We start from the raw sequence: 14947 nt of genomic DNA, 5'->3' as shown, positions 1-14947 counted from the left end.
CATGTCCCTGTCCAGCGTTTTCAACATTGCCGGCAGCGGCATGAGCGCACAGACCACGCGTCTGAACACCGTGGCCTCGAACATCGCCAACGCCGAAACCGTCTCCTCGAGCATCGATCAGACCTATCGCGCCCGTCACCCGGTGTTCGCCACCATGTTCCAGGGCGGCCAGAACAGCGGCAGCAATTCGCTGTTCCAGAGCCAGGACGCGGCCGGTCAAGGCGTACAGGTGCTCGGTGTGGTCGAAGACCAGAGCAACCTCGAAGCGCGCTACGAGCCGAACCATCCGGCGGCCGACGCCAAAGGTTACGTCTACTACCCGAACGTCAACGTGGTGGAAGAAATGGCTGACATGATTTCCGCGAGCCGGTCCTTCCAGACCAACGCCGAAATGATGAACACCGCCAAAACCATGATGCAGAAGGTACTGACCCTCGGTCAGTAATAAGGGGCGACGGCCATGAGTGTTTCCGATACCACCAGCAGCTTGAGCATGAATGACATCCTGGCGAACTCGTCGAAAAAGACCAGTTCGACCACCGGTGGCATTGCTTCGGCCACCAACAGCGCCACCGGCGGCCAGGCCCTGGGCAAGGATGCGTTCCTGCAATTGCTGGTCACCCAGCTGAAAAACCAGAACCCGCTCGATCCGCAGGACAACAGCGCATTCGTTGCCCAGTTGGCGCAGTTCAGCAGCCTGGAAGGCATCACCACGCTGAACAGCACAGTCAGTTCGCTGGCCGGCAACTACAACTCCTCGCAAGCCTTGCAGGCGTCGTCGCTGGTGGGCCGCAACGTGATCGTGCAGACCAACTCGGTTCAGCTCGACGATCCAAGCAAGGGCATGACCGGTTCCGTCACCGTTCCGTCGTCGATCGCCGGCGGCACCGTGAGCATTACCGACAGCAGCGGCACGGTGGTTCGCACCATCGATCTGGGCAGTCGTGCCGCAGGCAGCGCGAGCTTCACCTGGGACGGCAAGGACAAGGACGGCAATGTGGTCAAGACCGGTACTTATACCGTCAAGGCCAACGCATCGATCAATGGTACCTCGACCGATATGGCGACCTACCTGCCGGCCACCGTCACCAGCGTGACGATCAGCCAGACCGGCGGCGAGCTGATGCTCAACCTGTCCGGCAAGGGCACCGTTGCCCTGTCCAAAGTACAAACCATTGGTATATAGAGCCGACTAAACCGGCACAAAGGAGTGGAATATGTCTTTCAATATCGGCCTTAGCGGTCTCTATGCAGCCAACAAACAACTGGACGTGACCGGCAACAACATCGCCAACGTCGCGACCGCCGGTTTCAAATCGTCCCGTGCAGAATTCGAAGACGTCTACTCGGCGACTCGCCTGGGCAGCGGCAGCAAAGTGATCGGCAACGGCGTGCGCCTGGCCAACGTGTCCCAGCAGTTCACCCAGGGTGACATCAACAACACCGGTAACGTGCTGGACATGGGCATCAACGGTTCGGGCTTCTTCACCATGAGCAACAACGGCTCGGTGTCCTACACCCGTGCCGGTACGTTCAAGGTCGACAACGCCGGTTACATCACCAACACTGACTACACCTCGCGCCTGCAGGGTTACGGTGTGGACGCCAACGGCAAGATCATCAACGGCGTATTGACCGATCTGAAGATCGACACCTCGAACCTGGCGCCGAAATCGACTTCGCTAGTGACTTCGAGCATCAACTTGAACTCGACTGCATCGAAGATCGACGACACAGTGCCGGCCGGCAAGTTTGATCCGAGCAAGCTTGAGACGTACACGAAGAGCTTCAGCACTCCGATCTATGACACGCAGGGCAACTCGCATGTTATGGATCAGTACGTGGTGAAAACTGGCGAGAACACCTGGAAGGTGTACACCTTGGTCGATGGCCGTAACCCGGATGCGGCCGGCAGCGATCCAACCAAGGTCGATCCGGTTGCTTCGACGCTGACGTTCGACAGCTCTGGCAATTTGACTCAGGTCAGCACGCCTAGCACTCTGCCGCCACCGAACCCAAACCCGATCATCAGCAGCGACTTGAAACTGACCGGCTGGAAGCCGGGCACAGTGGTCAACGGTACCTTCACGCCTAACGGTGCGTCTGCCAACCCGGCCGGTATTACCATTTCGATGGCCAAGACCACTCAGTACAACGCTGATACCGCGCGCTCGATTCCGACTCAGGATGGTTACGCCACTGGCCAGATTACCAACCTGACCATCGACGGCACTGGTACCTTGTTTGCCAACTTCAGCAACAACCAGAGCAAGGCCATCGGCCAGGTTGCGCTGGCCAGCTTCACCAACGAACAAGGCCTGCAGGCTATCGGTGGCACTAGCTGGAAAGAGACGTTTGCTTCGGGTATTCCGGGCTACGATGCACCGGAAACCGGTACCTTGGGGTCGATCGCTTCCAATTCGCTGGAAGAGTCGAACGTTAACCTGACCAACGAGCTGGTAGACCTGATCAAGGGCCAGAGCAACTATCAGGCGAACGCCAAGACCATCTCCACTCAGAGCACCATCATGCAGACCATCATTCAGATGACCTGATGGTTGTACTCGGCTCTAGCAAAAACCGACGCCCCAGGGTGTCGGTTTTTTTTTGTGCGCAAGCAGCATTTAATTTTTCAATTCTCTACCGTTCGTCGGCTCGTCTGGTGTGGAACTTGCTGACGTCACGAGTAACAAGCGGTGTCCGTCAAATTTTCGTACGGTCTGCTTCGCAGTGCAGCGACAGGCTGCACTGAAGTGGATGTCATAAAAAACACTGCCTCGCCTGCTCAACCCTACAAATAATCAAGCCCAGTGCACCCTCAGAGAGGGTCAACCCCGGAGTGCCTGGCGTTTCTGCGTAGTTTCGACACACAACACAAGGAAGATGTAATGGCAGTTATAAATGGCACCAATGCGGCAGATACCCTGGTGGGTACCGCAGGTGATGATCAGATACGTGGCTATGCCGGTGATGACATTTTGAATGGGGGCGCCGGCAATGATGTGTTGATGGGCGGTGACGGGGCCGACCAGATTAATGGTGGAGCAGGGATCGACATTGCCAGTTATGAGGATGTGACCAACGTCATCCCGGTGACGCTGAACCTCAAGACGGGTATACACACTGGCGCTGCGAAGGGCGATACGTTCACTGACATCGAAGTATTCAGGGGCACGAATTGGGGCGATACCTTCATCAGTGGCGCCGCCGCCGATAGCTTCGATGGCTTGCAGGGCAGCGATGTCCTTGATTACTCAACCTCGGCTCAGGCCATCGGTATCACTGTCTCTGCGGGTGGCGCAGGCACCGGCACCGGTGGCGATGCTCAGGGTGACACGTTCATCAACGTGGAAACTGTCATCGGTTCGGCCTTCAACGATACGTTCACCCTCAACGGTGGATTGGTCATCAATGGCGGCGCTGGCAATGACGTTTACTTCATCAATGGCAATGCCAATGCCAGCATCGTCGAAGCTGCCGGTGGTGGTGACGACGAGGTCCGCACGACACAGACCACCGCGTATCTGGCGGCCAACGTCGAGCGCCTGACCTTCACCGGTACGGGTAACTTCAAGGGCGTGGGTAATGCTGGCGACAACATCATCACCGGCGGTGCGGGGGATGACGTGTTGACCGGTGGTGCAGGGGCTGACCAGTTGATCGGCGGTGCCGGTTTCGATATAGCCAGCTATGAGGAAATAGTGAATGGCGTTGGCGTGACCCTGAACCTCAAGACCGGTGTAAACAAGGGTATTGCCTTGGGCGATAGCTACTCCGGTATCGAGTTGTATAAGGGCAGCAACTACGGCGATACCTTCGTCAGCGGTGCAGCAGTCGATAGCTTCGATGGCTTGCAGGGCAGCGATGTCCTCGATTACTCAACCTCGGCTCAGGCCATCGGTATCATTGTCTCCGCGGGTGGCGCAGGCACCGGCACCGGTGGCGATGCTCAGGGTGACACGTTCATCAACGTGGAAACTGTCATCGGTTCGGCCTTCAACGATACGTTTACCCTCAACGGTGGATTGGTCATCAATGGCGGGGCGGGCAATGACGTCTACGTCATCAACGGCAATGCCAATGCCAGCATCGTCGAAGCTGCCGGTGGTGGTGACGACGAGGTCCGCACGACACAGACCACCGCGTATCTGGCGGCCAACGTCGAGCGCCTGACCTTCACCGGTACGGGTAACTTCAAGGGCTTCGGCAACGCTGGAGACAACATCATCACCGGCGGCGCGGGTGACGATGTATTGATCGGTGGTGCAGGAGCCGACCAGTTGATCGGCGGTGCCGGTTTCGATATCGCCAGCTATGAAGACGTGGTCAATGGCATTGGCGTGACCCTGAACCTCAAGACCGGTGTCAACGCGGGTATCGCTTTGGGCGATAGCTACTCCGGTATCGAGCTGTACAAGGGCACCAACTACGGCGATACCTTCGTCAGCGGTGCAGCAATCGATAGCTTCGATGGCTTGCAGGGCAGCGATGTTCTTGATTACTCAACCTCGGCGCAGGCCATCAGCATCACTTCGTCCGTTGGCGCAGCGGGTACCGGTACTGCTGGTGACGCTCTGGGCGACACGTTCATCAACGTGGAAACTGTAATCGGTTCGGCCTTCAACGATACGTTCACCCTCACCGGTGGTGGATTGGTCCTCAATGGCGGCGCGGGCAATGACGTCTACATCATCAATGGCAATACCAACGCAGGCATCATCGAAGCTGCCGGTGGTGGTGACGACGAAGTTCGCACGACCCAAAACACCCTGTATCTGGCGGCCAACGTCGAGCGCCTGACCTTCACCGGTACGGGTAACTTCAAGGGCTTCGGCAACGCTGGAGACAACATCATCACCGGCGGCGCGGGTGACGATGTATTGATCGGTGGTGCAGGAGCCGACCAGTTGATCGGCGGTGCCGGTTTCGATATCGCCAGCTATGAAGACGTGGTCAATGGTGTTGGCGTGACGCTGAACCTCAAGACCGGTGTCAACGCGGGCATCGCCTTGGGTGACAGCTACTCCGGTATCGAGCTGTACAAGGGCAGCAACTACGGCGATACCTTCGTCAGCGGCGCTGCCGTCGATAGCTTCGATGGTTTGCAGGGCAGCGATGTTCTTGATTACTCAACCTCGGCGCAGGCCATTAGTATTACTTCGTCCGTTGGCGCAGCGGGCACCGGTACTGCTGGTGACGCTCTGGGCGACACGTTCATCAACGTGGAAACTGTCATCGGTTCGGCCTTCAACGACACCTTCACCCTCACCGGTGGCGGATTGGTCCTCAATGGCGGCGCGGGCAATGACGTCTACATCATCAATGGCAATACCAACGCCGGCATTATCGAAGCCGCCGGTGGCGGTATCGACGAGGTCTTCACTAATCAGCTCAACGTGACGCTGGCGGCTAACGTCGAGCGTCTGACCTATACCGGCACGGGCAATTTCACCGGTCGCGGTAACGCTGGCGACAACGTGATCACGGGTGGCGCTGGCAATGATGTCCTCTACGGTGGCGCGGGCGCGGATCAGTTCATCGGCGGCGCCGGCATGGACACCGTCAGTTATGAAGATGAAAACACCGGGGTCGGTGTGACCCTCAACTTCAAGACCGGCGTGCACACGGGACTGGCCCAGGGGGATACCTTCGACGGCATCGAGACGATTCGGGGCTCGGGCTATGGCGATACCTTTTTCGCCGGTGCTGGCATCGACACGCTGGATGGCGCCGGTGGCAGTGACAAACTGGACTACTCCGGCTCGACTCAAGCCATCAACCTGTCGGTCACCAGTGGCGCCGGTACAGGTCAGGGTGGGGACGCGCAAGGCGATCAGTTCAGCAATATGGAATGGATCATCGGGTCGGCCCTCGATGACCGCTTCACCGTAAACGCCGGCACCACTGCAATCAGTGGTGGCTCGGGCAACGATGTCTACATCATCGAGGGCACGGGTGTTATCAATGCCATCGAAGTGACGGGTGGCGGCGATGACGAGGTGCGTACCAGTCAGGCCAGCGGGGTGCTGAGTGCGGAAATCGAGCGGCTGACCTACACCGGCAGCGGCAACTTCATCGGGCGCGGAAATGCCGGCGACAACATCATCACCGGTGGTGCGGGCAACGATGTGCTCATGGGCGGCGCAGGGGCTGATCAGCTCATCGGTGGCGCCGGTATCGACACTGCCAGCTACGACGATGTCGCCACCGGGGTGGGAGTGACCCTCAACCTGAAGACGGGTGAACATACAGGTCTGGCGCGCGGCGACACCTTCAGTGGTATAGAGGCGTTCCGTGGTTCGGTCTATGCGGACACGTTTGTCGCCAGCACCGCCGTCGATACGATCGATGGCAATGGCGGCATCGACACGCTGGATTACTCGACTTCTGCGCAGGCCATCATCATGTCGGTCGCTAATGGCGGCGGTGTCGGTGGGGGTGGCGACGCACAAGGCGATGTATTCAGTAACTTCGAAAGCATTGTCGGCACGGCTCAGGACGATCAGTTCACTCTCACCGCAGGTTCGATGACGTTCAGTGGTGGTGCGGGCAATGATGTCTACATCGTCAACGGTAGCGGGACCTTGACCGTCATCGAGGGCGCTGACGGTGGCGATGATGAAGTGCGCACCAGCCAGGCCACTGGCGTGCTGAGTGCTGGCGTCGAGCGTCTGACCTATACCGGTGTCGGGATTGGTAACTTCACCGGCCGTGGCAACGCGAGCGACAACATCATTACCGGCGGCAGTGGCAATGACGTGCTCATGGGCGGCGCCGGCGCGGACCAACTGATCGGTGGAGCCGGCACTGACACTGCCAGCTACGAAGATGATTACAGTGGTGCCGGCGTGACGCTGAACTTCAAGACCGGTGTGCACACCGGAAACGCAGCCGGGGACACCTTTACCGGCATCGAGGCGTTTCGTGGCTCGTCCTATGGCGATACCTTTGTTGCAAGCGGCCAGGCCGACATCTTCGACGGCGCCGACGGCACAGACAAGCTGGACTACTCCGGTTCCGCCCAAGCCATCGTCATGACGGTGACCAATAATGCCGGCACCGGCGTGGGTGGCGATGCGCAAGGCGATGTGTTCAGCAAATTCGAAAACATTGTCGGGACAGCCTTCGACGATCAGTTCACGGTCACGGCCGGAACCATGACCTTCAGCGGTGGCCAGGGTAACGACATCTATATCGCCAACGGCAGCGGTGCAGTCCTGGTGGATGAACTGGCAGGCGGCGGTGATGACGAAGTGCGCACCAATCAGGCCAGCTACACCCTGAGCGCGGAAGTGGAACGTCTGACCTATACCGGCACGGGCAGCTTTACCGGGCGGGGTAATGCTGGTGACAACATCATCACCGGCGGTGCGGGCAATGACGTTCTGTTCGGTGGCGCAGGTGCGGATCAACTGATTGGCGGTGCAGGTTTTGACATCGCCAGTTATGCCGACAGCGGCATGACGATAATCAGTACCAAGGCCGGTGTAGCCGGCGGCGGCGCGGCTGCAGGAGATACCTACAGCGGTATCGAGCAGATCAACGGATCCAACACGGGTGACATCTTCATTGGTGGTGTGGGAGCGGATCGTTTCGATGGCGGCACCGGTGTCGATTACCTCAGCTTTGCTTATGAAACCGAAGGCGTCACCTTCAACCTCGGCGCACCATTGGTGGCCGGCGTAGGGGCAGGCGACGTGTACACCTCCATCGAAGCATTCCTGGGGTCCAATTATGCGGACAACTTCACCGGCAGTGCCGGCGCGCGCGAAAGCTTTGTCGGCGGTGGCGGTGCGGATGTGCTGACCGGCGTGGGGCGCGGCGATGCGGCGTGGTACATCAACAGCGCTGCAGCGGTGCAGATCAATCTGTTGACCGGTACAGGCACCGGAGGCGATGCCGAAGGTGATGTGTTGAGTAACATTGATAACCTCGTCGGTTCCGCATTCAACGACACGCTGACGGGCAATGCGCTGGCCAATATGATCGAGGGCGGTGACGGTAACGACATCATCGACGGTGGGGACGGCAACGACATCCTGTACGGCAACAACTTCAGCGATACCGGTGCCCTGACCGGTGTGTCCTCGACGGATAACCAGGCAGATATCATCCATGGCGGTAACGGTGACGACTACATCACAGGTTACGTGCATGACGTCGGTTCTATTTACTATGGCGATGCGGGCAATGACAGGATTACCGTCGTCTCAGCTATCGCAGACGGGGGCGATGGCGATGACGAGTTGATAGCCATTGGTAATGGCTATGAACTAAGAGGCGGAGCGGGCAATGACAAGCTGTACCTGAGCGCGTCGGGTGACGGCTATGGTGGTGAGGGAAGCGATCAGTACTTCGTGGCCTCGAAGACCATGGTGGCGATTTTTGATGACGGCATCTCGGGCAACGACACTGTTACCCTGAGGAATATTCAGACGTTCGGTGATGTTGTACTCAAGTCCAATGACTTGGGTGTCTATATCTTCAATAAAGCCGACTTCCAGAGCGGCAACCTGAATTCCGGTGTGTTCCTCAAGGACTGGAATGCGGGTGCCAACACTATCGAGAAGTTCTACACCAACAATGGTGAATCCTTCACCATTCCGGTGGTTGGACAGGCAATGTCTGAAGCATTCACGGTGTGATGATTAACTAGCGACAACAGAAAAACGGCGAAGCCTGTATTCAGGTTTCGCCGTTTTTTTTGCTTCAATATTTAGTCCAGACAAAAGAAAACCCCCGACAAACCAGAAGTCTGTCGGGGGTTTCTTTTGCCCGGAGAGTATCAGGCGTCTCGCAACGCCTGATTCAGCTCAGCTTATTGGCAAGCTTCGCAATCCGGCTCGTCGATCGCGCAAGCCTTTGGCACTGGAGCAGGACCGGCTGGCGCTGCCAGAACCGAATCGTCGCCGTGGTTGCCGCCGCTGGAAACAGCGTTCAGCTTACCGGTGTTGATGGTCGACTTCTCGGTGCTGGTCGCGGCCAAGGCACGGAGGTAGTAAGTGGTTTTCAGGCCACGGTACCAGGCCATGCGGTAGGTCACGTCGAGCTTCTTGCCCGATGCGCCGGCGATGTACAGGTTCAGCGACTGGGCCTGGTCGATCCACTTCTGACGTCGGCTGGCCGCGTCAACGATCCACTTGGTGTCCACTTCGAACGCGGTCGCGTAGAGCTCTTTGAGTTCTTGCGGGATGCGCTCGATCTGCTGAACCGAACCGTCGTAGTACTTCAGGTCGTTGATCATGACCGAGTCCCACAGACCGCGAGCCTTGAGGTCGCGAACCAGGTACGGGTTGATCACGGTGAATTCGCCCGACAGGTTCGATTTCACATACAGGTTCTGGTAGGTCGGTTCGATCGACTGCGATACGCCAGTGATGTTGGCGATGGTCGCGGTCGGTGCGATGGCCATGATGTTCGAGTTACGAATGCCTTTCTGTACACGGGCGCGAACCGGTGCCCAGTCCAGGGTTTCGTTCAGGTCGACATCGATGTACTTCTGGCCGCGTTGTTCGATCAGGATCTGTTGCGAGTCCAGTGGCAGGATGCCTTTGGACCACAGCGAACCCTGGAACGTCTCGTAAGCGCCACGCTCGTCAGCCAGGTCGCAGGACGCCTGGATCGCGTAGTAGCTGACCGCTTCCATCGACTTGTCGGCGAACTCGACGGCAGCGTCGGAACCGTAAGGGATGTGCTGCAGGTACAAAGCGTCCTGGAAGCCCATGATGCCCAGACCGACCGGACGGTGCTTGAAGTTGGAGTTCTTCGCTTGTGGCACCGAGTAGTAGTTGATGTCGATCACGTTATCGAGCATGCGCACGGCGGTGTTCACGGTGCGTTCCAGCTTGGCGGTGTCCAGCTTGCCGTTGACGATGTGGTTCGGCAGGTTGATCGAGCCCAGGTTGCAAACGGCGATCTCATCCTTGTTGGTGTTCAAGGTGATCTCGGTGCACAGGTTCGAGCTGTGAACCACGCCGACGTGCTGCTGCGGGCTACGCAGGTTGCACGGGTCTTTGAAGGTCAGCCATGGGTGGCCGGTTTCAAACAGCATGGAGAGCATTTTGCGCCACAGGTCTTTGGCCTGGATGGTCTTGAACAGTTTGACCTTGCCTGGGTATTCGGTCAGGGCTTCGTAGTACTCGTAGCGCTCTTCGAAGGCTTTACCGGTCAGGTCGTGCAGGTCCGGCACTTCGGATGGCGAGAACAGGGTCCACTTGCCGTCATCGAAGACACGCTTCATGAACAGGTCAGGGATCCAGTTGGCAGTGTTCATGTCGTGGGTACGACGACGATCATCACCGGTGTTCTTGCGCAGTTCGATGAACTCTTCGATGTCCATGTGCCAGGTTTCCAGGTAGGCACAGACAGCGCCTTTGCGCTTGCCACCCTGGTTAACGGCTACGGCGGTGTCGTTCACTACTTTCAGGAACGGTACAACGCCTTGGGATTTGCCGTTGGTGCCCTTGATGTACGAACCCAGAGCGCGAACCGGCGTCCAGTCGTTGCCCAGACCGCCAGCGAATTTCGACAACATGGCGTTGTCGTGGATCGCGTGGTAGATGCCCGACAGGTCATCCGGCACGGTGGTCAGGTAGCAGCTCGACAGCTGTGGACGCAGGGTGCCGGCGTTGAACAGAGTCGGAGTCGACGACATGTAGTCGAAGGACGACAGCAGGTTGTAGAACTCGATCGCACGGTCTTCTTTCTGCTTCTCTTCGATCGCCAGGCCCATGGCCACGCGCATGAAGAAGATCTGCGGCAGTTCGAAACGCACGCCATCCTTGTGGATGAAGTAACGGTCGTACAGGGTTTGCAGGCCCAGGTAGGTGAATTGCTGATCACGCTCGTGGTTGATCGCCTTGCCCAGTTTTTCCAGGTCGAAGGAGGCCAGCACAGGGTTCAGCAGCTCGAACTCGATACCTTTGGCGATGTAGGCCGGCAGGGCCTTGGCGTACAGGTCGGCCATTTCGTGGTGAGTGGCGCTTTCGGCCACACCGAGGAAGCCCAGGCCTTCGGCACGCAGGGTGTCCATCAGCAGGCGGGCGGTCACGAACGAGTAGTTCGGCTCACGCTCGACCAGCGTACGGGCGGTCATTACCAGGGCGGTGTTGACGTCGGTCAGGGCCACGCCGTCGTACAGGTTTTTCAGGGTTTCGCGCTGGATCAGGTCGCCGTCGACTTCTTCCAGGCCTTCGCACGCTTCGGTGACGATGGTGTTCAGACGGCCCATGTCAAGCGGCGCCAGGCTACCGTCGGCACGGGTGATGCGGATCGACGGGTGAGCGTTGACCGCTTCTTCGGCCGGGGCGTGGGCAGCGCGTTCTTTCGAACGGCCGTCACGGTAGATCACGTAGTCGCGGGCGACTTTCTGCTCGCCGGCACGCATCAGGGCCAGTTCGACCTGGTCCTGGATTTCTTCGATGTGGATGGTGCCACCCGATGGCATGCGACGCTTGAAGGTCGCGGTGACCTGCTCGGTCAGACGGGCAACGGTGTCATGGATTCGCGACGAAGCGGCAGCGGTGCCGCCTTCAACTGCGAGGAACGCTTTGGTGATAGCGACGGTGATCTTGTCATCGGTGTAAGGAACGACAGTGCCATTGCGCTTGATCACGCGCAGTTGACCAGGCGCGGTGGCTGCCAGATCCGAATTCGAATCGGCGGCCTGCGGCAAGGTGCCCTGCGGGTTCTCGCGAGTTGTGTCGGTTTGCATGGGGGGTGGTCTCCACATTCTCTATGTTTGTTTGGGCACCATCATGGTGCCCACCGTTCTGTCCAGAAGCACTACAGCCGACGGGCGTCGGGTATAACAACTTCGGGACAGTAGGAAAAAAGGCTGATGAAGCCGCATCCTTGCCGAAGTTTTTGGCTGCGAGCCAGGGCTCGAGCCGGATTCCTTCCCGGGTGACAGTAATGACTGCAACACCCGTACCGTTCCGGTCGTTTCCAACCTGAAAAACGATGCCATCCGCAAGTGCGGTTTGGGCTTTGAAAAACTTGCTTGGTTCAACCGGAAACCGGCAATAAATCGCTTGAGTTTCAGGCCTGAAATGTGGTTGGGCGTTTAAGCGGAAAACCCTATATGTAGGGTCTCTCCCTGCGCCTTGCTACAAGATAATGCGTTTCAAGGGTGCTTGCAACGTACTAGCTGTGGATAAACCTGTGCGTAAATTGTGTAAGAAATCCGGAATTCCCGTGTAGGCCGCGAACCTGCTGCGCTAGACCGTCTGTCACTGTTTTTTCACCGGGAAAAACGCTTCAGCGGATTTTTAAGGGCGCGAACCCTATCACAAAAAACCGCCTTGTCCGAACGCATTTACCGACTTGTGTTCTGGCTGTACGCCGTTTATACAATCGGCCGGTGCGCAGGCGTTCTTATCCTCCTCGAACATGACAAAAGGGCGGGAGGATCACGCGAAAAATCGCCTATTCGTGTAGGAGCTGCCGAAGGCTGCGATCTTTTGATCTTTTAAACAGCAAGATCAAAAGATCGCAGCCTCGTTTCACTCGACAGCTCCTACAGGGGATCGTGTGTATTCGGGCAAGCGCCTTCCTTCTATTAATAAAAACAGCAAGCAGAGGTCACCGGTGGAGCAACAAGCCTTTCAGGTATTGATCGTCGAGGATGACCAGCGACTGGCCGAACTGACGCGCGACTACCTGCAAGCCAATGGACTGCGCGTGGATATCGAAGGCAACGGTGCGTTGGCGGCGGCGCGGATCATCAAGGAGCAACCGGATCTGGTGATCCTTGACCTGATGCTGCCGGGCGAAGATGGCCTGAGCATCTGCCGCAAGGTGCGCAATCAGTATGACGGGCCGATTCTGATGCTCACCGCGCGCACCGACGATGCCGATCAGATCCAGGGGCTCGACCTTGGTGCCGACGATTACGTGTGCAAGCCGGTGCGGCCGCGGCTGTTGCTGGCGCGCATCCAGGCGTTGCTGCGACGCAGCGACACACCTGAACCGGTCGCAGAGAAATCCCGTCGTCTGCAGTTTGGTCCGTTGGTGGTCGACGACGCCTTGCGCGAGGCGTGGCTGAGTGACAATGGCATCGAACTGACCAGCGCCGAATTCGATCTGCTCTGGCTGTTGGTGTCCAACGCCGGGCGAATTCTGTCCCGCGAAGAAATTTTCACCGCACTGCGTGGCATCGGCTATGACGGTCAGGACCGGTCGATTGATGTGCGCATTTCGCGGATCCGCCCGAAAATCGGCGATGACCCCGACCATCCGCGCCTGATCAAGACCATCCGCAGCAAAGGTTATCTGTTCGTTCCTGAAGCCTGCGCAGACCTGCCGCTGTGAATTCGATCTTCCTGCGCATTTACGGCGGCATGTGCGCAGCGATCATTCTGGTGGCGGTACTCGGCGTGCTGGCGCTGAACCTGCTCAATCAGGTGCGTAGCGAGCAATACCGCGAGCGGTTGGCCCACGGCACGTTCTCGCTGATGGCCGGCAACCTGCAACCGATGAACGAAACCGAGCGTCATCGCGCGTTGCTGGTGTGGGAGCGTTTGCTGGGGATTCCGCTTGCGCTGAAGACATTTGCCGAGACCGATCTCGATCTGACCCAGCGCACCCGCGTGCAGCGTGGTCAGGCGCTGGTCGAGCAGACCGGGCCGCATGCGGCGAAAGTCTATCGAATGGTCAGCGATAAAGAGCAGCTTGTGCTGGTGGGGGAAGTACAACAGATCAGCGAACAACTGGCCCGCGCGACCATTTACCTGTTGGCCGATGAGCTGGTGCGCGTACCGGTCGGCGAGCAGCCCAAGCGCCTCGCGCAGATAAAGGAAGAAAAGGGTTTCGGTTTCGATCTGCGCCTGGTCACGGTAAATGATGCCGACATGGACGAAGACCAGAGCCGCCGCGTGGCCGAAGGCGACACCGTCATGGCCCTGGGCAAGGGCGGCGATTCGATCCGCGTCTTTGCCGGCATGGTCGGCACGCCGTGGGTGCTGGAGATCGGCCCCTTGTATCAGATGAACCCGTACCCGCCGGAATGGCTGGTGCTGATTGCTGCACTTGGCCTGACCCTGATCGGCCTTATCGTTTATTTGTTGGTGCGTCAGCTCGAACGCCGTTTGCGTGGCCTCGAAGCAGCGGCCACACGCATTGCCAAGGGCAGTCTGGAAACCCGTGTGCCGGCGCGCGGTGCTGACTCGGTCGGGCGTCTGGCGTCGGCGTTTAACGGCATGGCTGAGCACTTGCAGCAGTTGCTGGCGATTCAGCGTGAATTGGTGCGCGCGGTGTCTCATGAATTACGCACACCGGTGGCGCGTCTGCGTTTCGGCCTGGAGATGATCGGCTCGGCGACCACGCCGCAAGCGCTGGAGAAGTACCGTGAAGGCATGGATCACGATATCGAAGACCTCGATAAGCTGGTCGATGAAATGCTCACCTATGCGCGGCTGGAACAAGGTTCACCGGCGCTGACCTTTCAGCGCATCGATCTGGACGCATTGGTCAATCAGGTGATCGAGGAGCTGGCGCCGTTACGTGCCGAGGTCACGGTGCAGCGTGGTTTGTGCCTGTCTGCTGCGGATAACGATGATGCCTGGGTCGAAGCCGAGCCGCGCTATCTGCACCGGGCGCTGCAGAATCTGGTGAGCAACGCGATGCGCCATGCCCGTTCGAACGTGACGGTGAGTTATCAGGTCGGGCAATTGCGCTGTCGCGTGGATGTCGAAGATGACGGGCCGGGAGTACCGGAAGTGGCGTGGGAGCGGATTTTTACGCCGTTTCTGCGTCTGGATGACAGCCGTACCCGGGCGTCGGGCGGGCACGGTCTGGGCTTGTCGATTGTGCGACGGATCATTCACTGGCATGACGGCCGGGCGATCATTGGCAAGAGCAAGAGTCTGGGTGGGGCGTGTTTCAGCCTGAGTTGGCCGAGGAATCAGGAACGCCGTTGAGTTTGTAGTGGCGGTGGTGCCGCCTTCGC

At 58.6% G+C, this 14947-nt stretch carries 7 protein-coding genes; 6 read left to right on the top strand and 1 reads right to left on the bottom strand.

All coding sequences use genetic code 11. The annotated features are described in order from the left end of the window. Position 1 precedes the first annotated feature (1 nt). From flgC to P3G59_RS21545, 4 genes are all read left to right on the top strand, one after another. Positions 2–445 carry a flagellar basal body rod protein FlgC gene (flgC, locus tag P3G59_RS21560; protein ID WP_003227217.1) on the top strand — a complete coding sequence of 148 codons (444 nt, stop codon included), beginning with the start codon at positions 2–4 and terminating at the stop codon, positions 443–445. Positions 446–460: 15 nt separating this feature from the next. Beyond that, the gene (gene flgD, locus P3G59_RS21555) at positions 461–1186 is read left to right on the top strand and encodes a flagellar hook assembly protein FlgD (RefSeq protein ID WP_277758882.1); all 726 of its coding nucleotides are present in this window, start codon (positions 461–463) and stop codon (positions 1184–1186) included. A gap of 31 nt (positions 1187–1217) precedes the next feature. Then, the gene (gene flgE / locus P3G59_RS21550; RefSeq protein ID WP_277758881.1) at positions 1218–2555 is read left to right on the top strand and encodes a flagellar hook protein FlgE; all 1338 of its coding nucleotides are present in this window, start codon (positions 1218–1220) and stop codon (positions 2553–2555) included. Between the two features lie 333 nt (positions 2556–2888). Further along, complete coding sequence (locus tag P3G59_RS21545) at positions 2889–8645, top strand: hypothetical protein (RefSeq protein WP_277758880.1); 5757 nt, start codon at positions 2889–2891, stop codon at positions 8643–8645. 173 nt (positions 8646–8818) lie between these two features. On the opposite strand, the gene P3G59_RS21540 is transcribed toward P3G59_RS21545, so the two are convergent. Beyond that, positions 8819–11713: a ribonucleoside-diphosphate reductase subunit alpha gene (locus tag P3G59_RS21540; RefSeq protein WP_277758879.1), complete on the bottom strand. Its 2895-nt coding sequence runs from the start codon at positions 11711–11713 to the stop codon at positions 8819–8821. Positions 11714–12588: 875 nt separating this feature from the next. Here P3G59_RS21540 and P3G59_RS21535 point away from each other — a divergent pair. Continuing rightward, on the top strand, positions 12589–13311 hold the full coding sequence (locus P3G59_RS21535; protein WP_277758878.1) for a response regulator: 723 nt from the start codon (positions 12589–12591) through the stop codon (positions 13309–13311). After that, entirely contained in the window at positions 13308–14918 is a 1611-nt protein-coding gene (locus P3G59_RS21530; RefSeq protein WP_277758877.1) for an ATP-binding protein, read from the top strand. The genes P3G59_RS21535 and P3G59_RS21530 overlap by 4 nt, the downstream gene beginning before the upstream one ends. Positions 14919–14947 lie beyond the last annotated feature (29 nt).

Origin of the sequence: Pseudomonas sp. A34-9 (assembly GCF_029543085.1) — a bacterium.
Taxonomy (GTDB): Bacteria; Pseudomonadota; Gammaproteobacteria; order Pseudomonadales; family Pseudomonadaceae; genus Aquipseudomonas.
The sequence above is the reverse complement of the archived record's forward strand: the minus strand, read 5'-3'. Positions and strand labels throughout refer to the sequence as shown.

Bases quoted from the DNA above. Each gene is read 5' to 3' on its own strand.
- flgC (WP_003227217.1), top strand. From the start codon at position 2: ATGTCCCTGTCCAGCGTTTTCAACATTGCCGGCAGCGGCATGAGCGCA.
- flgD (WP_277758882.1), top strand. From the start codon at position 461: ATGAGTGTTTCCGATACCACCAGCAGCTTGAGCATGAATGACATCCTG.
- flgE (WP_277758881.1), top strand. From the start codon at position 1,218: ATGTCTTTCAATATCGGCCTTAGCGGTCTCTATGCAGCCAACAAACAA.
- P3G59_RS21545 (WP_277758880.1), top strand. From the start codon at position 2,889: ATGGCAGTTATAAATGGCACCAATGCGGCAGATACCCTGGTGGGTACC.
- P3G59_RS21540 (WP_277758879.1), bottom strand. From the start codon at position 11,713: ATGCAAACCGACACAACTCGCGAGAACCCGCAGGGCACCTTGCCGCAG.